Consider the following 20679-nt stretch of genomic DNA (forward strand, 5'->3'; position numbering starts at 1 on the left):
GCTACTGCCTTCGACCGCCACGAGCAGCGCTGCCGAAGGCCAATGCCTCAATCTACTTAGCCACCGGCATCGTAAACTCAGCGCCTTTGGCGATGCTGTCCGGCCAGCGCTGCATGATGCTCTTGTAGCGAGTGTAAAACCGCACGCCTTCTTCACCATACGCGTGATGGTCGCCGAAGAGAGACTTCTTCCAGCCACCAAACGAGTGCCACGCCATCGGCACCGGAATCGGCACGTTGATGCCAACCATGCCGATCTGGATCTGGCGCGAGAACGCGCGAGCGACACCGCCATCGGACGTAAACAGCGACACGCCGTTGGCAAACTCATTGGCGTTGATGAGTTCCACCGCGGACGCAAAATCCGGCACGCGCACCACACAAAGCACGGGTCCGAAAATCTCTTCCCGGTAAATCTTCATGTCGGTCGAAACATCGTCGAACAAGGTGCCGCCAAGAAAGAATCCCTTCTCGTGTCCACTGACCTGATGGCCTCGCCCATCGACAACCAGTTTCGCGCCCGCCGCGACGCCAGAGTCGATATAGCCCACCACTTTCTCGCGATGCACCGCCGTGACCAACGGTCCCATCTCGGCATCCGACTCCATGCCGTTGAGAATCTTCAGGCTCTTCACGCGCGGCGTGAGCCGCTCGACCAGTTCATCGGCGATATGCCCGACGGCGACGGCCACCGAAATGGCCATGCATCGCTCGCCCGCCGAGCCGTACGCCGCGCCGATCAAGGCGTCGACCGCCTGGTCGAGATCCGCGTCCGGCATCACCACCAGATGATTCTTCGCTCCGCCCAAAGCCTGCACACGCTTGCCGTGCTTCGTGCCTTCCGTGTAGATGTATTCGGCGATCGGCGTCGAACCGACGAACGACAACGCACTGACTTCCGGATGCACGAGCAATGCGTCGACCGCCACCTTGTCGCCGTGCACGACGTTGAAGACGCCATCCGGCAAGCCGGCCTCCTTCAACAATTCGGCCAGCCGGTTCGAACAGGAAGGATCACGCTCGGACGGCTTCAACACGAACGTGTTGCCGCACGCAATCGCGACGGGAAACATCCAGCAAGGCACCATCATCGGGAAATTGAACGGCGTAATGCCGGCGACCACGCCGAGCGGCTGGCGCAGGTTCCAGTTGTCGATGCCGCCGCCGATCTGATCGGTAAAGTCGGACTTCAGCAGATTCGGAATGCCGCAGGCGAACTCGACGATTTCGATGCCGCGCATCACTTCGCCCTTCGCGTCCGAAAACACCTTGCCGTGCTCACGCGTGATCAGTTCCGCCAGTTCGTCGTGATGACGGTCGAGCAGCTCCTTGAACTTGAACAGAACACGCGCCCGCTTGATCGGCGCGGTTTCGCTCCATGCCGGGAACGCGTCTTTGGCGGCGGCGACGGCCGCGTCCACTTCGGCGACGCTCGCGAGCGGCACGCGTGCGCTGACGCTGCCTTGAGCAGGATTGAAGACGTCGCCGAAGCGGCCGCTCGTGCCTTCGACGGTTTTGCCATTGATGAAATGCGTCAGCGCGTTCGCGCTCTTCGCGCTGCGCACGGCTTCGTCCTGATATGTCTCGCTCATGGTGTCCTCTTTCCTGTGAAGTCTTCCGCCCCGGCGCCTGCGGCTCGATCAAGGCGTGCTGAAGCTGAAGCGTACGGCGCTTCGGGCCGGCAAATCCAATGAGTAATGCTCAACTGCGTTATAAGGCGGGTTAATATCAGGATATGGATCTGACTCTGCTCCGGGCCTTCGTCACCGTGGCGCGCGAGGGCAACCTCACGCGCGCCGCGGTGCAGCTTCACCTGACCCAACCCGCCGTCAGCCTGCAAATCAAGCATTTGCAGGAGACGCTCGGCGTGACGCTGTTCACGCGGACCTCGCACGGGCTTTCGCTGACGCGCGACGGCCAGGCGCTGCTGCCGCACGCCGAACGCGCGCTTGGCGCGGCGAACGACGTGCAGCGGGCGGCGCAATCGCTGCGCCACGAAGTACGCGGGCGCTTGCGGATCGGCACGATCCTCGACCCGGCGTTTCTGCGCCTCGGCGGCTTCCTGAAGCAACTCGTGGAAACCTGGCCGCGCATCGAGACAGCCTTGCGCCACGGCATGTCGGGATGGGTGCTGGAGCAGGTTCGCGCGGGTGAGCTCGATGTCGGCTACTACATCGGCCTGCCGTCCGAAGACGAACCGCGCGACGGACCCGCTTTTCACGCCGTCACGCTGACTCACTTCCAGTACCGTGTGCTGGCGCCGGCCGGCTGGAAAGACCGCGTCAAAGGCGCGCGCGACTGGCGCTCGCTTGCGGCGCTGCCGTGGATCTGGACGCCGCCCGCGTCGGCGCATAACCGCTTGTTGTCGCGCTGCTTCGACGAGGCAGGCGTGAAGCCCATCAAGGTGGCGGAAGTGGATCAGGAGCCGTCCATGCTCGACCTGGTCAAATCAGGCGTGGGCCTCACGCTCGCACGCGACGCCACCGCGATCGCCGAAGCGCATGCGCACGCGCTGACCATTGTCGAAGGTGTGACCGTGCCGACTCAGCTCAGCTTCATCACGCTCGCGCAGCGCAAGGAGGAGCCGGCCATTGCGGCAGCGCTGAAGTTGATCGAGCAGCAATGGGCGACTTGATGAGCACGCGAACGACGATTGCGTGAAGCATGATCGGCCGTCAGCCAGAGTGCGACAGGCAAGCGATATGAGCCGCTCTCATGATGTCCGTGTACCGCGCAGTCCTCGCGGCGATCCTCACGGCGGTCCTCTCGCGCGGCGCTTTCCGCGGACCACCGCGACGATCGGCCGGTGAGTTTCATCACCCGTCGCGTCCATCCGCCCCACATCTGAAACCACACCGTCACGCAGTTTTTGTTAGATTGAGGCTTCGCGCTCACGCGCCGTCCCCGCATTGTTTCCCGTTCCGCCTGACTTTGTCCTTCCCGGCAGCTTCGCCCCGGCAACACCGGAAGTCGCCGACCACTCCATCCTTCGACAGGAGCCTGACATGGCACGCAACATTGAAATCAAAGCCCGCGCCCAGCATTTCGAGCAACTCCGCGAACGCGCGGCGCAGCTCGCGCCGGACGCGCCGCTGATCTTCCGCCAGCAGGACTTTTTCTACGACGTGCCGCGCGGCCGCCTGAAGCTGCGCCAGTTCGACGACGGCACGCCGGCCGAGTTGATCTTCTACCAGCGCGACGACCGTGACGGCCCGAAAGCGTCTTATTACACGCGCAGCCCGGTGACCAACCCGGAAGCCATGCACGCGCTGCTCGCCACCGCGCTGACCACGCGCGGCATCGTCACCAAGGAACGGCATGTGTATCTGACCGGGCGCACACGTATCCATCTGGACCGGGTGGACGGTCTGGGCGACTTCGTCGAACTCGAAGTCCTGCTTGCCCAGGACGACGACGAAGAAGGCGGCCATGCAGAAGCGCACGCGATGTTCGCCACGCTCGGCGTGCCGGAATCGGATCTGGTGGCGGTGGCCTACGTCGATTTGCTGAGCCCGGACAGCGCCCCAAAGCAAGCCGCGTAAGACCAGGGCGCTATAGGCTGCGGCCTGAATCCGCGAGACCGGCGCCGCATGCGTAACGCCGCCGCTTCAAGCGGCGGCTGCGCCCGGCGACAGATGGCCGAGCGGCAACGGCCCGTTGCGTTTGAAGGTGGTAAGCACGATATTCGAACGTACGCTATCGACGCCCGGCACGCGCATCAGCTTTTTCATGACGAACGTCGACAGATAGTTCAGATCGGGCGCGACAATGCGCAACAGATAGTCGGCGTCGCCCACCACGGCATGGCACTCCAGCACTTCAGGCAGCACGTCGATCTGTTGCTGGAATTGCTCGATGATCGAATCGCCGTGGTGCTTCAACTTCAAGCTCGTAAAAGCGGTGACGCCGAGCCCGAGTTTTTCCGGCCGCAGCACGACGCGATAGCCGTCCACCACACCCGCCTGCTCCAGACGCTGCAAGCGCCGGCCAATCTGTGACGGTGACAGCGGCACCTGCTCAGCCAGTTGCTGATGCGTTGCCCGGCCGAAGCGCTGAAGCACCTCCAGCAGCGCGAGATCGAAGTGATCCAGTTCTAACATGACGAACACCTGCATTGAATGGTGATTTCATGCATGATTATTGCATATCACATCTATAAAACGCCAACATTGCGCCCTTTCCGCATACTTGCCGCTCTACACTTGCATCACCGATTTTTACTGCCGCTACCGCAGAGCGTTGCACCATGTCCACCGCCAATACCGCCAAACTGAAAGAGCAATTCGACGCCGGGCTCGAAACCCGTGCCGATTTCACCATCGATCAACCAACCGAAAGCTACGGCGCGGTCGACCACGCAGTATGGCAACAGCTTTACGCCCGCCAGACGGCGTTGCTCAAAGGGCGCGTATGTGACGAGTTTCTGGCGGGCGTCGAACGCATCGGCATGCCGGCCGATCGCGTGCCCTCCTTCGACGAGATCAACGCGAAGCTCCTACCCGCCACCGGTTGGCAGATTGTCGCCGTGCCGGGCCTCGTGCCGGACCAGGTGTTCTTCGAGCATCTGGCGAACCGCCGGTTTCCCGTGACCTGGTGGATGCGCCGGCCCGACCAGCTCGATTACCTGCAGGAACCGGATTGTTTTCATGATCTTTTCGGCCACGTGCCGCTGTTGGTCAACCCGGTATTCGCCGACTACATGCACGCATACGGCCGCGCCGCGCTTGCCGCCCATGACGCCGGCGCCCTGCCGCTGCTCGCGCGCCTCTATTGGTACACCGTGGAGTTCGGCCTGATCCGCGACGCGGCAAGTCCGAACGGCGTGAAGATTTATGGCGCGGGAATTGTGTCGAGCAAGGGCGAGACGCTCTACAGCCAGCAGAGCGCCGCGCCGAACCGGCTCGGCTTCGACCTCGAACGCGTGATGCGCACCCGCTACCGCATCGACACGTTCCAGAAGACCTACTTCGTAATCGATGATTTCGCGCAGTTGTTCAACGTGACGCAAACCGACTTCGCGCCGCTGCTGGCAAAGCTTGCCGCCCAACCGGCGTTCGCGGCCGGCGACGTGCTCGAACACGATCGCGTCATCACGCGCGGCTCACGGAAGGGCTGGCTGGCAGACGGCGATATCTGACAGGTAACGCCGGGCAGGCCGGCAGCGGGCAGGCTTTATCCATGAAAAAATAGCGGGTGCGCACGCCCACCGGCGTGTCTGTCCAGACTCAATGAGGTAGCACCATGATTCACAAACTCACTTCAGAAGAACGCGCCACCCAGATCGCCGCGCTGAATGGCTGGCAAGCCGCGACGGGCCGCGACGCAATCCAGCGCCAGTTCACATTCGCTGACTTCAACGAAGCATTCGGTTTCATGACCCGCGTCGCGATCAAGGCGCAGGAAATGGATCACCATCCGGAATGGTTCAACGTGTACAACAAGGTGGAAATCACGCTTTCGACGCACGAGGCCAACGGCTTGACCGAACGCGACATCGAATTGGCCGCGTTTATCGACAGTATTACGGCGTAATACAAACAAACAGGTCGGCTTCAGCCGTGATTACGAGCCGCATACGGAACAATTCGGCGGCAATGAAAGGGCATTGCAGGTAATCCCTTGTCCAAACCTTCAGTTCTACAGGCTATTCTTAAGGTGCACGTAAGAATCCCATGCAAGCCTCGCAGTCTCGTCCAAACGATCCGGCGATAGCGTGTTCTGACGCTGTACAATCATTAACGCATACGGCTTGGAGAGCGCGCTTGCCTCCTTGCACAGAACGAGTTCGTCGCCGCTCGAAGGTGAGCGGGCGCGCCAGAAGTTGATCGCGGCTTCCAGTTCGTGAATGCTTATCTCGGACATGACTTCGTGATCGCTCTCAAGAAAACGCCGGCCCGTCCCAAGTTTTCTTGCCCCTCGGGGGACTCGCGCGAAGCGACAGGTCCGGGGCGCGGAACAAGTGCTTCGAGGCTGCTCGATGCCTGCTTCGTGGCCGCTTCTTCGTGTCAGTCCGGTATAGCCACGCCGCACGCTGCCTGTGCAGCAGGCGCCCCGGCGAACCGCTTGCCCAAACGCCTAACCCATTGTACTTGAGCGAAATCCATGCGACTCCTTCTGATCGAAGATGACCGCCCCATCGCACGCGGCATCCAAAGCAGTCTCGAACAAGCCGGCTTCACCGTCGACATGGTTCACGACGGCATTTTCGCCGAACAGGCCCTAACGCAAAATCGCCACGAACTGGTGATCCTCGATCTGGGCTTGCCCGGCATCGACGGCATGTCGCTGCTCTCGCGCTTCCGTCAGAGCAATCGTCACACGCCCGTGATCATCCTCACCGCGCGCGACGAGTTGAACGACCGCGTGCAAGGTCTGAATTCCGGCGCCGACGACTACATGCTGAAGCCGTTCGAACCCACCGAACTCGAAGCGCGCATTCGCGCGGTGATGCGCCGCAGCGGTCCGCACGGCGACATGCCGCGTCCGGAAGTGTCGCTGGGTGGTGTACGCCTGTCGGGCGTCGACCGCCGCATTTTCAACGACGACAAGCCGCTCGAACTCTCGCCGCGTGAATTCGCCGTGCTCGAAATGCTGCTGTTGCGTCATGGCCGGGTGGTCAGCAAGGCGCAACTGCAAGACCATCTGACGCATTTCGGCGGCGATCTCGGCGACACCGCGATCGAAGTCTACGTGCACCGGGTCCGTAAAAAGCTCGAAAGCTGCCGTGTCGAGATCGTCACGGTGCGTGGCTTCGGTTACCTGTTGCAGGAAATCCGCCAGGCCGCATAATCGTCATGAAGGCCGCAATGCCCATTGCGGCCTGACGGCGCCGGGCCGGCACCGCGCACTGGTTGCGCAACACGCCGGCCGTCGGCGAAATTTCGCGGTGCTTGCGCCGTTGCCTCTTTCCCGCGCGTTCGATCATGCCCCAGCCGGCCGCCAATAGTCTGCGCCGCACGCTGCTGCGGCGCCTCGCTGCTCCCCTTTCGCTGCTCGCGCTCATGAGCGGCCTGATCGCATACTGGCTGGCGTGGCAGTACACGCAGCACGTGGTCGACCGTTCGCTCGCCGATCTCGCCACCGCGATCTCCAAACAGATCCAGATTGCCGGCCCAGACGCCAAAGTCACCGTGCCGCCACTTGCCCAAGCCATGTTCTCGGACCCGGTGGAACACCTCGTCTACCGGATCAGCACTGGCGAAACCGAAATCGCCGGCGACCATAATCTTCCGCTGCAGGGCACGAGCGTGCGGCGCATGCATTACGCGTACGTATTCGAAACGCAGCATCAGGGCGTGACGGTGCGCGTGGCGCAGGTGCGGGTCGATCAACCAACGGGAAATCCGATCGTCGTCGAGGTCGGCCAACCGGTGCACCACCGGTTTCGAATCGCCGCCGAGTTTCTCGTCGCGATCATGATGCCGCTGCTATTGCTGCTGCTGGCCGGCTGGGTGATCGTATGGCGCGTGGTCAATCAGCAGCTCAATCCGCTGACCGATCTTGCGGATTCACTGAACCGGCAAACCCACACGTCGCTCGAACCGGTCGACGAGACCTATGTGCCGGTCGAAATCCGGCCGCTGACCGGTGCGCTGAACGCGTTGCTCGGTCGCCTGAAAACCGCGCTCGACGGCCAGCGCAAGTTTATCGCCGACGCCGCGCATCAACTGCGCACGCCTCTGACCGCGGTCAAGCTGCATGCGGAGCAGGCGGCCGTTGCGCGCGACCCGCAGCAAACGCTAGCCGCGGTGCGTGAGTTGCGCGCCGCAGCCGACCGAGCGGTGCGGCTGTCGAATCAGCTGCTTTCGCTCGCGCGCGCCGAGCCGGGCGAACAGGCGGCTCGCTTCGTCAACGTCGACATGGCCGCGCTCGCGTTCGATACCGGCGCGGAATGGGTGCCGCGTGCGTTGACGTTCCACGTCGACCTCGGTTTCCAGCGTCTGGACGACCCGAGCAACGGCCATCCGTTGATGGCGCGCGGCAATCCCGTACTGCTGCACGAAGTGATTGCCAATCTGCTGGATAACGCGCTGAAGTACATGCCACCGTCGCGCTTCGATGGCGGCCGCATTACGGTAACGGTGTCGCAAACGGTGATCGACGACCTGCGCATGGCGGAGATTGCCGTTGAAGACAACGGGCCGGGCGTGCCGCGCAATCAGCAGGCCGATCTCTTCAAACGGTTTTTCCGCGGCGACGGTCAGAGCGATGCCGGCGTGGACAGCGGCGCCGGTCTCGGCCTCGCCATCGTTCACGACATCATGGTGCTGCATCACGGCAGCGTGCATTACGAAGACGCGCCGGAAGGCGGCGCACGTTTCATTGTGCGCATACCGCTCGTGCCGATCAGCGTACACATTGAAGCCACGCCCGATACAAGGCGGCCGGCAAAAAAATCGGCGCACTCGGCGCCGGTGGATAGCTAACGGATCAGCTGTGCGACGGACTGCCTGGCGCGTTCACCAATGTGAACGACTCAGGCAGCGCGCATGTCATTTCTTCTTCGCTTTCTTTGCAGTCGTCTTGGCCTTTTTGGCCGACTTCTCAGACTTGCCCGCGCCCTTCTCCTTCTCCGGCGGGGCCAGCATCGTGCCCCGGCACTTGCGCGCGCCGCAACGGCATTCGTATTCCTTCTTGAGCTTCTTGGTCTGCCGCGCGTCGATTACGAGGCCATAGTCGTAAAAGACTTCCTCGCCTTCGGCGATATCGCGCAACGCGTGCACATACACGTGACCGTCGATTTCTTCGGCTTCGCAGTTCGGCGCGCAGGAATGGTTGATCCAGCGCGCGCTATTGCCATTCACTTTGCCGTCGATCACCTTGCCGCTGTCGAGTGCGAAATAGAACGTGTGATTCGGCTCCGCCGGATTGTGCGGATGACGGCGCAGCGCTTCTTTCCAGGAGATCCGTTCGCCCTTGTATTCGATCAGCCGCTCGCCGGCCGCAATCGGTTCGACGGCAAACACGCCTTTGCCGTGCACACCCGAACGGCGCACGGCGATCCTGCGTGAACTCATTGAATGAATCCTTGTGAAGAACTTGGGGTGAAGATCGGCAGCCGTCAGGAATGCCCGCGTCTAATGCGCTGCTCTTTTCCGACGCGCATAGCAAACGCGGCGCCTTGCGAGCGCCGCGTCGATCTGCGACGCTCATGCGCCACAACCGGCATCGTACACGCTCACGACGGCTTCGTTCAACCGTCAAAAAGACGCGCGCGCAAGACGTGTCGCCAATTTCACCGTTGTCCGAACGAAATGTCGCCGAACAGCGCCTTTTGCTCGCGCGGTTGCGAGCGCCAGTACTGCGGCGGCGCTTCGACCGTCGCACCGAGTTGCGCCGCGGCGTGCCATGGCCAACGCGGGTTGTACAGCAATGCGCGAGCCAGCGCGATCAGATCGGCGTCGCCGGCTTCGATCAGTTGCTCGGCGTGCAATGGGTCGGTGATCAAACCCACCCCGATGGTGGTGAGGCCCGTGGCCTCCTTGACGGCCTTGGCGAAGGGGATCTGATAACCCGGTTCAAGCGGAATCTTCTGTAGCGGCGAGACGCCGCCGGACGACACGTCGATCCAGTCGCAGCCGCGCTTTTTCAGCTCCTGCGCGAACGCAATCGTATCCTCGAGCGTCCAGCCGCCTTCGACCCAGTCGGTTGCCGAGACGCGCACGCCGACGGGTTTGTCGGCGGGAAATGCAGCGCGCACGATATCGAAGATTTCAAGCGGAAAGCGCATGCGGTTCTCAAGCGAGCCGCCGTATTCGTCGTCGCGTTGGTTGGCGATCGGCGAGAGGAATTGATGCAGCAGATAGCCGTGTGCCGCATGCACTTCCAGTCCGTCGATGCCGAGCCGCGCGGCGCGCCGCGCCGAGGCCGCGAATGCCTCGCGGATCCGGTTCAACGCAGGTATGTCGAGCGCCAGTGGCGGCTCTTCACCTGCCTTGTGTGGCAACGCGGACGGCGCGTGCGGCAACCATCCGCCTTGCGACACCGGAATCAGCTGGCCACCTTCCCAAGGCGCGTGGCTCGACGCCTTGCGCCCGGCGTGCGACAACTGCATCGTGACCTTGATGTGCGAATGCTTGCGGATCGCGGCGAGCACGGGAACGAGCGCGGCTTCGGTGACGTCGTCCCACAAGCCGAGATCGCCCGGTGTGATGCGTCCGTCCGGCTCGACTGAAGTCGCCTCGATGCACAGCATGCCGGCACCCGACAATGCCATGCTGCCGAGATGGATCATGTGCCACGCCGTTGCCTCGCCACGCTCGGCGGAATACTGGCACATCGGGGACACGACGATACGATTGGGAAGCGTCACGCTGCGCAGCGTGAGCGGAGAAAAAAGCGCGCTCATGGATTACGCCCAGTAAAAACCCAAGAGCGAACGAGCATAGCACCGCAATGGATTTACTGCTGGCACGGGCCTATCAGGGTTTCGCCTCGACCTGATCGAGCCATTCGCTGAACATCCGGCGCGCGGCGACTTCGAGCGCGGGACCGAACTGCGCGGTCTCGGCCCGCAACTGGCGCGCGTCGATACCGTGGCCCGCAAGCTCACCGGCGTTACCAATCAGCCAGGGCTCGAAGCGATCGGTCCGAATCTCCGGATGACACTGCAGACCCAGCACATGGCTGCCCCAGGAGAACGCCTGGTTCTCGCACGCAGGAGTCGACGCGAGACGTGTCGCGTTGTCAGGCAAATCGAAGGTGTCGCCGTGCCAATGCAGCATGGAAGTCTGCGCGCCATCCAGATGACGCACCGGCGAAGCGCGGCCGGCATCGGTCAACGTAAGCGGTGTCCAACCGAGTTCGGTGCGGCCCGCGGGATAGACGCGAGCACCGAGCGCGCGGGCAATCAGCTGGGCGCCAAGGCAGATGCCGAGTGTCGGCAAACCCGCCGCTATGCGTTTCTCGATCTTGGACAGCAGCGGCACGAGCGTCGGGTAATGCGCGTCGTCGGTTGCGCTGATCGGGCCGCCGAGCACCACCATCAATGACGCGGAGACGGGATTCGGCGCCTCGATGCGAGCCACCCCGACATCGAGATAGCGAACCGGACGCCCGCGCTCGCCGAGCACCAGCTCAAGACTGCCCAGATCCTCGAAGTGCACGTGGCGAATGGCCAGAACTTCGTGATTCATCGGCCTGCCCCACCTTCAGGTTGACTAAAGACTTGCCGCCACGCGGCACCGGACGGCTGACAGGCGGCATGCGCCGCCCGCCCAAACCGGCTGGCAGTGTAGCGGATTGTCCCGGAAGAAGCCGCCTTATTGGGCGAAGATCTTCCAGGTCTTCTTCTGGGTGGCGACGTCGGCAATCTCATACACCGAGCAATCGAGGCGCAGATCCGTATCCGACATGTTCATATCGAGTAACGCGCAATGATGCGGCGTCTTCTTCGGATTCTTGCTCGGCTCGAAGTGCGTGCAGGTCAGGCACATGCGGTGCGGCGGAATCGTGCCTTGCGCTTCCAGCTGATGCACGGTCTTGAGCAGCGTGCGATAGAACACAGCCTGCTCGTCATCGCGCAGCGTGCCGACCGCCTTGGCCAGAAAGTCCGGCCATTGCGCGGCGCGCTTCGCGGCCGTGCGGCCACGCGCCGTCAGGCGAACTGCGAGGGCGCGGCCGTCGTCGAGGGCACGGCGTTTTTCGACCAGGCCTTTGGTCTCGAGCGTGCTGACTGCATCGCTGGTTGTCGCGGCGGTGAGGGCCGTTTCACGGGCAATTTCGCCGAGACGCATCGGGCCTTTGCGCTGCATCAGCAAAACCAGAATTTCGCCTTGAGTCGGCGTCAGGCCAGCGCCTTCCGCCCATTCCCAAGCCTGGCTCCGCATTGCCGTGCTCAATCGCAATAGGCTGTGGGTCACCCGCCCGGTCGCCTGTTCTCCGTATACGCCTTCGCTCATAATCTTCGATTGGTTTATTTACAGCTTTCGTGCGCCGCTGGCGAACCATTCGCCGACCGCACCCGTAGCCTGTGTGGGGTAGCCTCGCCCAACTGCGGACAAGACGGTTTTCTACTATCTCAAAAATTTACCGCCCTGCAAGGCAAGGCAGCGAAAACGACATTCTATGCGAGAGCGGCGAATCGTACAGCTAACTTATCCAACGCAAGCTGTGGATAACCACGGGAAAACGCAAGGACAGCTTGTGCGCCAATTCTTGATAAGGCGCGAGGCCTGCCTGGCCGCACCGAAGTTGTCCTCGTATACCGGCCTCCATGCAGCCTCGATCAGCTCACTTATGGTTTACGCAGCGCATTGACTTTGCAGGGAATTATTCAGTTGTCCACAGGCCGGCGCAATGCTTGTTAACTACTACTACGTCTGTATACGTTAACTTTATAAAACCTAAGATACGCCGAGCTGGAAATTTAATTTATTGAAAAAAACCCGCTCGAGGCGGGTTTCCTTACGATTTACCGCGAGCCGTTCAGTCTCCGGCTACGCGCGCCACTGCAAACACTGTTGCCTGACGGCTTCGTGCAGGGACTTCTCCCGTTCGACGACGCCACGCAGCCAGGTCGCATCATTGACCTGACTGCGAGCGATCGAGCCGATTTCAGCCAGCGCATTACCCGAACCCAACGCTTCGGCGTGCGGAGCGATCCGATCGAGCGTTTCGAGAATGTCTTCGGAAATCGTCTTGCGTTCGCCCGTTTGCGGATTGATACAGGTGCCGGCCAGACCAAAACGGCATGCTTCGAAACGATTGAAGGTGTAGACGAGGTAGTCGTCTTCCTTCGGCGTGATCGGTTTGTCGAGCAGCAGATGCCGCGCGAGCGTCTGGATGTAGCAGGCAATCGCCGCCGCGCGATCCACCGACAACGGCGTGTCCATCACGCGCACTTCGATCGTGCCGAAACCGGGCTTCGGCCGGATGTCCCAGTAAAAATCTTTCATGCTGTTGACGACGCCCGTGTGGACCATCTTCGAGAAATATTCCTCGAAACTGTCCCACGTCAACACGAACGGCGCCCGGCCCGAGAGCGGGAACGCGAACACGGAATTCAGTCGTGCCGAATGAAAGCCGGTATCGACACCCTGCACGAACGGCGACGATGCGGACAAGGCAATGAAGTGCGGAATGAAGCGCGACATGGAATGCAGCAGGTAGAGCGCGCTGTTCGGATCCGGGCAGCCGATATGCACATGCTGGCCGAACACCGTGAACTGCTTGGCGAGATAGCCGTACAACTCGGACAGGTACTGAAAGCGCGGCGTATCGACGATCTGCCGTTCACTCCATTGCTGGAACGCGTGCGTGCCGCCGCCGCACAAGCCGACGTTCAGATGATCGGCCGCCGAAACGAGCGTGTCGCGAATCTTGCGCAAGTCGGCGACGGCTTGCTCATGCGACGTGCAAATGCCGGTGGACAGCTCGATCATGCTTTCGGTGATTTCCGGCGTGATGTTGCCGGGGATCTTTTCGTCCTTGATGAGGCGCAGCAGATCCGAGCCGGCTTTGGTCAGATCATAGTCATGCGTGTTGACGATCTGCATCTCGAGTTCGACACCGAAGGTGAACGGTTTCGAATCGATGAAGGGTTCGAGTGACATGGCGTCCCCTGAGTCAGGTCGGCCGGGTGTGGGTCACGTGCCCGGCCGTTTTTGAATCGAATATAAGCTGGATAGAGCATAGCAAGCACCGAGCTTCGAGCAACGAAGTGCGCCCGCCGGCGCACTTACTCTTCGCGCCGTTCGCTCACCAGCGCGAGGCTGCGATAGACGAGCCACGGCCCGAGAATCTGCAGCACGAAAATGGAACACATGACGATCGCCCGCAGTTGCGGATCGAAATTCGGATACAGGTTGTACGTATCGTCGACCAGCAGATAGGCGAGCGCCGACATGGGCGATAACGACAGACCAAGCGCCATGCCCTGCTTCCAGTTCAAACCGCTCGGCTTGGCAAACGCCAGCACGCCGACCAGTTTCGCCACGAGGCGCGCAACAATCAGACCCAGCGCCGCGACGCCGCCGAGCGCAATGTCTTTCCATTCGAACGAAGTCAGCGTCAGCACGAACAGAATCACGGTCAACAACCAGCCGGCCGTGCCGAAGTGCTCCGGCCACAACTGCGGACGCGCTTCATGATTCTTTACGATGATGCCGGCGGCCAGCAACGCAAGAATGGTCGACAGCTTGAACAGATGCGCGACCGCAATGGCCAGCAGCACGAGGCCGAACAGCGCGACGAACGAATGTTCGTCCTGCATGTTCAAACGTCGATAAAAGAATGTGCAGGTGCGCGCGAGCAGATACGCGAGCACGAGCGAGCCGACCAGCAGATAAAGCGGTTGCAGGATGGTCGCGAATACGTTGCCGTACATTTCCTGATGCAGCCAGCTCGACACGAGCTTCTCGATCACCACCGCATACATGCTGTTCAGCGCGGTCAAGGTCAGCAGACGCTGGGTGACCTGGCCTTCCGCGCGCAATTCCGTTTTCAGCTGGATCACCATGGCCGGCGAAGTTGCCATGGCAATCGCAGCGAGCACGGTGGCCACCATGAGCGGCACGTTCAGAAACAGCAAGACCGGGAGCACGAGCGCGAAAGTCAGCGTGGCTTCGGCGACGCTCGACAGAATCAGCCACGGATTGCGACGGATCCAGCGCAAATCGAGGCGGCTGCCGAGTTCGAACAACAACAAGCCTAGCGCGACATCGAGCAACGGCCGCGCGGCGCTCGCGGAATCCGCGTCGATCACGCCCGAACCGGCGGCGCCGGCAACCAGACCAATCACCGCATACCCGGAAATGCGCGGCAAACGCCACGCGCGATAGCACAGCTCTCCGCACAGACCGGCGGCAAGCAATGCGAGACCAGCCCAAAAAATGGCGTCGGGTGAAAGCGGCCAGGCTGGAAAAAATGAAAACGCCGAATTCATCGTGATGGGTTCTCCTTTGCAGCAACGGCAGACGACACGAACCGGCGCAGACGCCGGCGAGCGGGTGGGCGCATGGAGCGCTCACTGTCGCGATCGCTTCGCATGGCCAGCGTTGCGAGTGTTCAACGATCGGATGATCTGAATGCGCCGCAGCCGCGGGGAGCTTGACGCATTCGGGGTGCGGCCGTAGCAACCGGCACGGTGAAAGAACGCCGTCGACTTTGAATCAGATTCTGATTGAGCGGCACCGTTCCGTTTGCTGCGTGTGCCGCTGTAGAAGCAAGGCACGACGCGGAAAAGAACGGCGATTGTGCCATAGCTTTTTCAGCCTCGACCGAAAAGACACGAACATGCTGACAAAACGGTAAAAACGTACGTTATCTCGACGACATGAGGAAAAAGCGACCGTTTTTACGTCCAAACTCAGCCGCGGATGCGGCCAGTTTGAATTCGGCAGATGTGTTTTTCGGGACACTGCCGAGGCAGTTTTGTCTTGGGTCATGGGACGGAGCTACGTCGATAGGCTTCATTCCAGCCACGGCCTTGCTGTTTACTGGTTTACCGTATGTATACGTAGTAACAGTTAACAAGGTGCCTCGGTTTCTGTGGATAACTCCTGTTTACCGAAATGAATCATCGGTTTGCCGATCGCACAACCGGATGCACAGCATGTGCGGCAGCGGCGGGTATACAAGAGCAACTTTTTGCGATTTTCGGCGGCGGCAAAGTTACCCCGTTTACGTCCACAACGGCTCCACATGAGTTGCGCGGGTAAACGGCGCAGTTATCCACAAGTTTCAGTGGATAACTCATCGGGTAAGCATGCGGGGACGCCAGCGGTTAACTCACCGTTAACGGACCGTTCCCTGACGCAATGCGCGCAACAGAAAGCGCGCGGGATCGAGGTCTTCGGCCAGATCCCGTTCAAGTGGCCAAGGTTCGCCTTCCAGTTGCGAGGCGATCAGCTCTGCGCCAAGCGCGGCCCACACGAGCCCACGCGAACCATAGGCGAATGCGCCGTACAGTCCGTCCGTACGTGGCAGATCGAGTGGCCATGCGCCGCGCAGACGCTGGGCGTCGCGCGCTGCGAGCGCTTCGTCAGCGAGATGGCCGATCATCGGCATGCGATCGCTGGTGACGCAACGGAACGCGACACGCCCCGCCAACGCCGCTGACTTAGCGTGATCGGCGATGCCCGCGAAGGCCGGCAGCATCTGCGCGACGCGCTGCAGGTTTTCCAGATGGCCAGCCGCGCGCAGCGTGGTGTCGGGGTCGTCGAGTTCGTAGGTGGCGCCGGTTAGCGTCACGCCGTCGGCGAGTGGAACGGCGTAGCCTTCGCCGATCACCGGCATGCCGAGCGGCGGCAGCACCGTGCCTGCCGGCAGCAATGTGAGCTGGCCGCGAATGCTGCGAGTCGGCGCGTGCTGCAAACCGGCGATGCGCGCGGCGTCGTGAGCGCTCGCGACGATTACCACCGGCGCTCGCGCGAGCGCCTGGCCCGCGGAGTCGAACACGATCCACTCATCGCCCGACCGCTCGATTCGCGCGACATCCACACCGAAGTGTCGTTCGAGCAACTGACCCGCCGCGGCGCACTGTGCTGCGCAGAGCGACGCCGGGTCGATCCAGCCGCCGTGCGCAAAGAACCAGCCGCCGCGGGCGAGCGGCATGCCGGCGAGCCGCTGAGCTTCATCCGGCGAGACGGGCCTCACGTAGTCGGATGGATAGCCTGACGTGGCAATCGCGTTGCTGATCGAGCGGGCTTCTTCGTCGTCCGCTGCGATCTGCAACAGGCCTTGGCCGCCGCGCGTTGGTCCGTAACCAAGCCGTTCGAGGGCGGCCCAGCGCTTGAGCGAATACAGAAAGCCCGCGCGCGTGACGCGTGAGGCGACGCTGTCGTCACGCGAAATCATGGGATGAAAGACGCCGGCCGGATTGCCCGACGCGTCCTGCGCCACCGAAGCATGCCGTTCGAGCGATGTGACGCGCCAGCCGCGCGCCGCGAGCCGTTCGATCACCGCACAGCCCGCCAGGCCGGCGCCGATCACCACGGCATGGCGCTCGCCGAGCGCGAGCGGCGCGGGCGGCTCGTAACGCCGCACGCGCCAGCGGGGGGCGAAGTGGCCGACCAGCATCGCGCGTTTCCAGCCGAAGCCGTCCACCTTGCGGTATTCGAAGCCGCATTGCGTCAACGCACGTTTGATCTCGCCGGCGCTGCTGTAGGTGGCGAAGGTGGCGCCCTCGCCCGCCAGGCGCGCGAGCGCCTTGAAGATCGCGGGATTCCAGAGTTCGGGGTTTTTGGCCGGCGCGAATCCGTCGAGGTAAAAAGCATCGGCACGCAGTCTCAAGGCCGGCAGGCTGTCCTGCGCGTCGGCGAAAACGAGCGTGAGCACGACGCGCCCTTCTTCGAACTCGAGCCGATGCGTGCCAGGAACGAGCATCGGCCAGGCGTTCGCGAGGGCTTGTGCGAGGCCCGCAATCTCCGGATCGGAAATGGTCGCGGCTACTACTTTGCGTAAATCGTCGACGGTAAACGGATGTTTCTCAGTCGACACGAAATGCAGCCGCTCACAGCGCGACGAGTCGGCACGCCAGGCGGCCCAGGTCACCAGAAAGTTGATGCCCATGCCGAAGCCGGTTTCGACCACGGTGAAGACGCGGCGGCCCTGCCACCGCTCGGGTAGCGCGTTGCCGCGCAGGAAAACATATTGGGCCTGTTCGAGACCGCCCACGGCGCTGTGATAGATATCGTCGTAAAGCGGCGAAAAAGGCGTGCCGTTGTCGCGAAAAGCGAGGACGGCGGGGATCAGCGGATCAGTCATGCGCGACGGAAAATGACGCTCGGAAAAAGGCCCCCAGAACCTGTCGCTTCGCGCCAAGGCCCCCGTGGGGGATAAGAAAACTTGAGCCGGCGAGCGTTTTTTCACACGCGGGTTGAACGTTACCGCCCGAGCACAGCTCGCCGAACGGCGAAAAAGACGCGCTGAACGTTGGCAAATACCAACGCCAAGCCCCGTCCGGACTGGGTTTCAGCCCTCGGTTGAAGGTCGCCGGGAGCAAAAATGGCAGTTTCGTTGCTTTATCCGCTCCGCAACCGTGCAATTCTTCGAAACCCTTATCCTGATTGGGTTTGCGCTGCGCTATCATAGCAAGCGCCGCGAAGGGAGCGGCAGCACGGCCGACGGACAGTCATCTGTCCGGCGCTATTGGTCCGGAGGGGATCCGGAGCCGGAGCTGCTCGACGGCGCGGCCCGCGCACGTATAATCGGCGCGTTCGCGCTGTTCGTGTCAACCTAAACTCAGAAAGGAACCTTAATGAACAAACAGGAACTGATCGACGCCGTCGCAGGACAGACGGGCGCCAGCAAGGCTCAAACCGGTGAAACGCTGGACACGTTGCTTGAAGTGATCAAGAAGTCTGTGTCGAAGGGCGATGCGGTCCAGTTGATCGGCTTCGGCAGCTTCGGTTCGGGCAAGCGCGCAGCACGTACGGGTCGTAACCCCAAGACCGGCGAAACTATCAAGATCCCGGCCGCCAAGACCGTCAAGTTCACGGCTGGTAAGGCGTTCAAGGACGCAGTCAACAAGCGCTAAGCAGATTACTGCCAGGCAGTTGACACCCGCCAATGGCGGGTTTTTTTTCGCCTGCGTGTTTTCGTCCGCACACTGCGCAAGGGATAGCGGCGACGAGCGTCGCGACTATCCCGCCGGGAGGCAAAGGGCGCTCAGTCGTGGCGATGCACGATCTCGCCGTGACCATGATCGTGATCGTGATCGTGGTCGTCTTCGTCGAAATCCCAGGCCGGGAACGGATCGGCGAGCTTCTCCCATGCTTGCGGTCCCTGCGCGTATTCCTCGTCGGTCAGCAAACACGCGTCGAACTTCGCTTTCCAGACAGCCGGATCGATGCCGACGCCGATCATGACCAGCTCCTGGCGACGGTCACCAATGCTCAGATCGTCCGGTTCGCCATACCAGTCCGCGGCGATTTCGGCAGCCAGCTCGTCGTCGCCGTCAGGCCATTCGCTGCGATCCTGAGCGGCCCACCACATGCCCGCTGGACCGTGCCGGCAAGCGCCGCCCGCCTGCGAAAGCGAGCCGGCGATATCGTTACGCGTGGCCAGCCAGAAGAAGCCTTTACTGCGCAGAACGCCCTTCCACTCCTGATGCAGCAGCGCCCACAGTCGTTCCGGGTGAAACGGCCGACGCGCGCGGTAAATGAAATTGCCGATGCCGAATTCGTCTGCCTCACCGTGATGCGCATGGCCGTGCTCATGCTCATGATTCAGCGACGTGAGCCAGCCCGGCGCGCTCGACGCCTCGTCGAAATCGAAGCGGCCGGTGTTCAGCACTTGCGCGAGGGGCACGTCGCCGAAACGGGCAACGACCTGTACCGCGCGCGGGTTGATCCGGCCGAGAATGCGCTGCAGGCGCGTGAGTTCGTCCGCGCTGACCAGATCCGCCTTGTTTACCACCAACACGTCGCAGAATTCGATCTGCTCGATCAACAGCTCGACGAGTGTGCGGTCGTCCTCTTCGCTCGCAGCGATGCCACGCTCGGCGAGCGCGTCGGCCGAACCGTAGTCGCGCAGGAAGTTGAATGCATCGACCACGGTCACCATCGTGTCGAGCCGCGCGACGTCGGAGAGCGATGCGCCTTCGTCATCGACGAAGGTGAACGTTTCGGCGATCGGCATGGGTTCGGCCACGCCGGTCGATTCGATCAGGATCGCGTCGAAACGCTGTTCGGCCGCGAGGCGCTTGATCTCGACCCGCAGATCGTCGCGCAGCGTGCAGCAGATGCAGCCGTTCGACAACTCGACCAGTTGTTCCTCGACGTGAGACAGCGCGGCGGCATCGCGCACGAGCGTCGCATCGATATTGACGGCGGCCAGATCGTTGACGATCACGGCCACGCGCAAACCGGCGCGATTCGCGAGAATGTGATTCAGGAGCGTGGTCTTGCCGGCGCCCAGAAAACCGGAGAGCACGGTGACGGGCAATAGCGGCTGGTTCATCGCAGTACGGAAAAGCTAGAGGATTGGAAGGCGTGCCGGGCTCGGGGTCGCATGACGGCTCGACCTGAACGATGTTCGAGCCTCGACGGCAGCACGAAGCCGCATTGTGCATCAAAACGGGCGACGGCCGGGTAATAGGCCGGATTAGGCCGGATGGAGTCAGATCAGCGGGCCGGCTCACGAGACCGACTCAGCGCGTAGCCGGCATCAGATTCCACTTGCGCAGGATCGCGACGATCTGCTGCGAGTACTTGTCCCGCAATGCCGGCGTTTCCGAGTGGTATGCGCCGACAGCCTGCCATGTGTTGCCGTACTTGTTCATCTGGCGGCGCAGATGCCATGCCGCGATATAGACGTTCTTGCACGGCTCCATCAACGTGCCTTGCGAGATACCGTACTGGGCGAGTGTGGGCAGATGAATCGAATTGATCTGCATGACGCCGTAATCGGTCGAGCCATTGGCGTTTTTATGCTGTGCGTCGGGCCTATTATGTGACTCTTGCCACGCGATTGCGCGCAGAATCAGAGGATTGACCTTTTGATACCTGGCCGCTTCGTCAAAGCAATCGGCGCGCGCCGACCCTGCTGCTATCAGCACGGCAAGTCCTGCAGCGACAGTGACGAGGGAGCGTTTCATCGGTCAAGACCACTAAATAAAGTGCAAGCGTAAGGGTGGGTTAGGGATCGCGTCGGCCATACTTCAGCCGCTGACAGCAGCCGAGCCGCGCCAGCCGGGCATTCACGGGACATCGGGGAAAACCCGCGCCAGCAACACGCA

At 62.0% G+C, this 20679-nt stretch carries 19 protein-coding genes; 7 read left to right on the top strand and 12 right to left on the bottom strand.

The genetic code is table 11. From position 1 onward, the window contains the following. Positions 1–52: 52 nt before the first annotated feature. Positions 53–1591: a CoA-acylating methylmalonate-semialdehyde dehydrogenase gene (locus P0D68_RS20390; RefSeq protein WP_408299750.1), complete on the bottom strand. Its 1539-nt coding sequence runs from the start codon at positions 1589–1591 to the stop codon at positions 53–55. Positions 1592–1734: 143 nt separating this feature from the next. On the opposite strand from P0D68_RS20390, the gene P0D68_RS20395 reads away from it, so the two are divergent. Both P0D68_RS20395 and P0D68_RS20400 read left to right on the top strand, forming a co-directional pair. Further along, positions 1735–2634 (top strand): LysR family transcriptional regulator, encoded by a 900-nt coding sequence (locus tag P0D68_RS20395; RefSeq protein ID WP_408299748.1) that lies wholly within the window; start codon positions 1735–1737, stop codon positions 2632–2634. Between the two features lie 370 nt (positions 2635–3004). Then, positions 3005–3541, top strand: a complete 537-nt coding sequence (locus tag P0D68_RS20400) for a class IV adenylate cyclase (protein WP_091797800.1) — start codon at positions 3005–3007, stop codon at positions 3539–3541. Between the two features lie 66 nt (positions 3542–3607). Here the strand turns inward: P0D68_RS20400 and P0D68_RS20405 are convergent, their stop codons facing one another. Continuing rightward, positions 3608–4099 carry an Lrp/AsnC family transcriptional regulator gene (locus tag P0D68_RS20405; protein WP_408181741.1) on the bottom strand — a complete coding sequence of 164 codons (492 nt, stop codon included), beginning with the start codon at positions 4097–4099 and terminating at the stop codon, positions 3608–3610. A 146-nt stretch (positions 4100–4245) separates the two neighbouring features. Between P0D68_RS20405 and phhA the strand changes: the two genes are divergently transcribed. After that, positions 4246–5136 carry a phenylalanine 4-monooxygenase gene (gene phhA, locus P0D68_RS20410; RefSeq protein ID WP_408299745.1) on the top strand — a complete coding sequence of 297 codons (891 nt, stop codon included), beginning with the start codon at positions 4246–4248 and terminating at the stop codon, positions 5134–5136. Positions 5137–5240: 104 nt separating this feature from the next. Next, positions 5241–5531, top strand: coding sequence for a 4a-hydroxytetrahydrobiopterin dehydratase (locus P0D68_RS20415; protein ID WP_408181748.1), 291 nt, complete (start codon positions 5241–5243; stop codon positions 5529–5531). Between the two features lie 105 nt (positions 5532–5636). Here P0D68_RS20415 and P0D68_RS20420 read toward each other — a convergent pair whose 3' ends face one another. Next, positions 5637–5861: a DUF3717 domain-containing protein gene (locus tag P0D68_RS20420; RefSeq protein WP_408299743.1), complete on the bottom strand. Its 225-nt coding sequence runs from the start codon at positions 5859–5861 to the stop codon at positions 5637–5639. A gap of 240 nt (positions 5862–6101) precedes the next feature. On the opposite strand from P0D68_RS20420, the gene P0D68_RS20425 reads away from it, so the two are divergent. Beyond that, complete coding sequence (locus tag P0D68_RS20425; protein WP_091797785.1) at positions 6102–6788, top strand: response regulator transcription factor; 687 nt, start codon at positions 6102–6104, stop codon at positions 6786–6788. Positions 6789–6922: 134 nt separating this feature from the next. Next, complete coding sequence (locus tag P0D68_RS20430; protein ID WP_408299741.1) at positions 6923–8425, top strand: ATP-binding protein; 1503 nt, start codon at positions 6923–6925, stop codon at positions 8423–8425. Positions 8426–8491: 66 nt separating this feature from the next. Here the strand turns inward: P0D68_RS20430 and P0D68_RS20435 are convergent, their stop codons facing one another. The 7 genes from P0D68_RS20435 to mnmC form a co-directional block, all read right to left on the bottom strand. Continuing rightward, a complete protein-coding gene (locus P0D68_RS20435) occupies positions 8492–9016 on the bottom strand; it encodes an SET domain-containing protein (protein WP_408181754.1) in 525 nt (174 codons plus the stop codon). A gap of 218 nt (positions 9017–9234) precedes the next feature. Then, positions 9235–10347, bottom strand: a complete 1113-nt coding sequence (locus P0D68_RS20440) for an NADH:flavin oxidoreductase/NADH oxidase (RefSeq protein WP_091797780.1) — start codon at positions 10345–10347, stop codon at positions 9235–9237. Between the two features lie 73 nt (positions 10348–10420). Continuing rightward, complete coding sequence (locus tag P0D68_RS20445; protein ID WP_408299739.1) at positions 10421–11134, bottom strand: glutamine amidotransferase; 714 nt, start codon at positions 11132–11134, stop codon at positions 10421–10423. 126 nt (positions 11135–11260) lie between these two features. Continuing rightward, complete coding sequence (locus P0D68_RS20450; RefSeq protein WP_408181759.1) at positions 11261–11899, bottom strand: MarR family winged helix-turn-helix transcriptional regulator; 639 nt, start codon at positions 11897–11899, stop codon at positions 11261–11263. A gap of 537 nt (positions 11900–12436) precedes the next feature. Continuing rightward, the gene (locus tag P0D68_RS20455) at positions 12437–13552 is read right to left on the bottom strand and encodes a YbdK family carboxylate-amine ligase (RefSeq protein WP_091797771.1); all 1116 of its coding nucleotides are present in this window, start codon (positions 13550–13552) and stop codon (positions 12437–12439) included. Between the two features lie 125 nt (positions 13553–13677). Then, positions 13678–14883 (bottom strand): cation:proton antiporter, encoded by a 1206-nt coding sequence (locus P0D68_RS20460; protein ID WP_408299736.1) that lies wholly within the window; start codon positions 14881–14883, stop codon positions 13678–13680. An 851-nt stretch (positions 14884–15734) separates the two neighbouring features. Further along, positions 15735–17705, bottom strand: a complete 1971-nt coding sequence (mnmC, locus tag P0D68_RS20465) for a bifunctional tRNA (5-methylaminomethyl-2-thiouridine)(34)-methyltransferase MnmC2/FAD-dependent 5-carboxymethylaminomethyl-2-thiouridine(34) oxidoreductase MnmC1 (RefSeq protein WP_408468740.1) — start codon at positions 17703–17705, stop codon at positions 15735–15737. 493 nt (positions 17706–18198) lie between these two features. Between mnmC and P0D68_RS20470 the strand changes: the two genes are divergently transcribed. Then, positions 18199–18477, top strand: a complete 279-nt coding sequence (locus tag P0D68_RS20470; RefSeq protein WP_006050811.1) for an HU family DNA-binding protein — start codon at positions 18199–18201, stop codon at positions 18475–18477. Positions 18478–18608: 131 nt separating this feature from the next. On the opposite strand, the gene P0D68_RS20475 is transcribed toward P0D68_RS20470, so the two are convergent. Together P0D68_RS20475 and P0D68_RS20480 are read right to left on the bottom strand one after the other, a co-directional pair. Next, a complete protein-coding gene (locus P0D68_RS20475) occupies positions 18609–19901 on the bottom strand; it encodes a GTP-binding protein (RefSeq protein ID WP_408299732.1) in 1293 nt (430 codons plus the stop codon). Between the two features lie 190 nt (positions 19902–20091). Further along, on the bottom strand, positions 20092–20538 hold the full coding sequence (locus P0D68_RS20480) for a lytic transglycosylase domain-containing protein (RefSeq protein WP_091797757.1): 447 nt from the start codon (positions 20536–20538) through the stop codon (positions 20092–20094). Between the last annotated feature and the right edge of the window lie 141 nt (positions 20539–20679).

It is taken from the genome of Paraburkholderia sp. RL17-380-BIE-A (genome assembly GCF_046028085.1).
In the GTDB taxonomy this organism is placed as follows: domain Bacteria; phylum Pseudomonadota; class Gammaproteobacteria; order Burkholderiales; family Burkholderiaceae; genus Paraburkholderia.

Bases quoted from the DNA above. Each gene is read 5' to 3' on its own strand.
- P0D68_RS20390 (WP_408299750.1), bottom strand. From the start codon at position 1,591: ATGAGCGAGACATATCAGGACGAAGCCGTGCGCAGCGCGAAGAGCGCG.
- phhA (WP_408299745.1), top strand. From the start codon at position 4,246: ATGTCCACCGCCAATACCGCCAAACTGAAAGAGCAATTCGACGCCGGG.
- P0D68_RS20425 (WP_091797785.1), top strand. From the start codon at position 6,102: ATGCGACTCCTTCTGATCGAAGATGACCGCCCCATCGCACGCGGCATC.
- P0D68_RS20400 (WP_091797800.1), top strand. From the start codon at position 3,005: ATGGCACGCAACATTGAAATCAAAGCCCGCGCCCAGCATTTCGAGCAA.
- P0D68_RS20470 (WP_006050811.1), top strand. From the start codon at position 18,199: ATGAACAAACAGGAACTGATCGACGCCGTCGCAGGACAGACGGGCGCC.
- P0D68_RS20455 (WP_091797771.1), bottom strand. From the start codon at position 13,552: ATGTCACTCGAACCCTTCATCGATTCGAAACCGTTCACCTTCGGTGTC.
- mnmC (WP_408468740.1), bottom strand. From the start codon at position 17,705: ATGACTGATCCGCTGATCCCCGCCGTCCTCGCTTTTCGCGACAACGGC.
- P0D68_RS20480 (WP_091797757.1), bottom strand. From the start codon at position 20,538: ATGAAACGCTCCCTCGTCACTGTCGCTGCAGGACTTGCCGTGCTGATA.
- P0D68_RS20460 (WP_408299736.1), bottom strand. From the start codon at position 14,883: ATGAATTCGGCGTTTTCATTTTTTCCAGCCTGGCCGCTTTCACCCGAC.
- P0D68_RS20445 (WP_408299739.1), bottom strand. From the start codon at position 11,134: ATGAATCACGAAGTTCTGGCCATTCGCCACGTGCACTTCGAGGATCTG.
- P0D68_RS20395 (WP_408299748.1), top strand. From the start codon at position 1,735: ATGGATCTGACTCTGCTCCGGGCCTTCGTCACCGTGGCGCGCGAGGGC.
- P0D68_RS20405 (WP_408181741.1), bottom strand. From the start codon at position 4,099: ATGTTAGAACTGGATCACTTCGATCTCGCGCTGCTGGAGGTGCTTCAG.
- P0D68_RS20420 (WP_408299743.1), bottom strand. From the start codon at position 5,861: ATGTCCGAGATAAGCATTCACGAACTGGAAGCCGCGATCAACTTCTGG.
- P0D68_RS20475 (WP_408299732.1), bottom strand. From the start codon at position 19,901: ATGAACCAGCCGCTATTGCCCGTCACCGTGCTCTCCGGTTTTCTGGGC.
- P0D68_RS20430 (WP_408299741.1), top strand. From the start codon at position 6,923: ATGCCCCAGCCGGCCGCCAATAGTCTGCGCCGCACGCTGCTGCGGCGC.
- P0D68_RS20450 (WP_408181759.1), bottom strand. From the start codon at position 11,899: ATGAGCGAAGGCGTATACGGAGAACAGGCGACCGGGCGGGTGACCCAC.
- P0D68_RS20415 (WP_408181748.1), top strand. From the start codon at position 5,241: ATGATTCACAAACTCACTTCAGAAGAACGCGCCACCCAGATCGCCGCG.
- P0D68_RS20440 (WP_091797780.1), bottom strand. From the start codon at position 10,347: ATGAGCGCGCTTTTTTCTCCGCTCACGCTGCGCAGCGTGACGCTTCCC.
- P0D68_RS20435 (WP_408181754.1), bottom strand. From the start codon at position 9,016: ATGAGTTCACGCAGGATCGCCGTGCGCCGTTCGGGTGTGCACGGCAAA.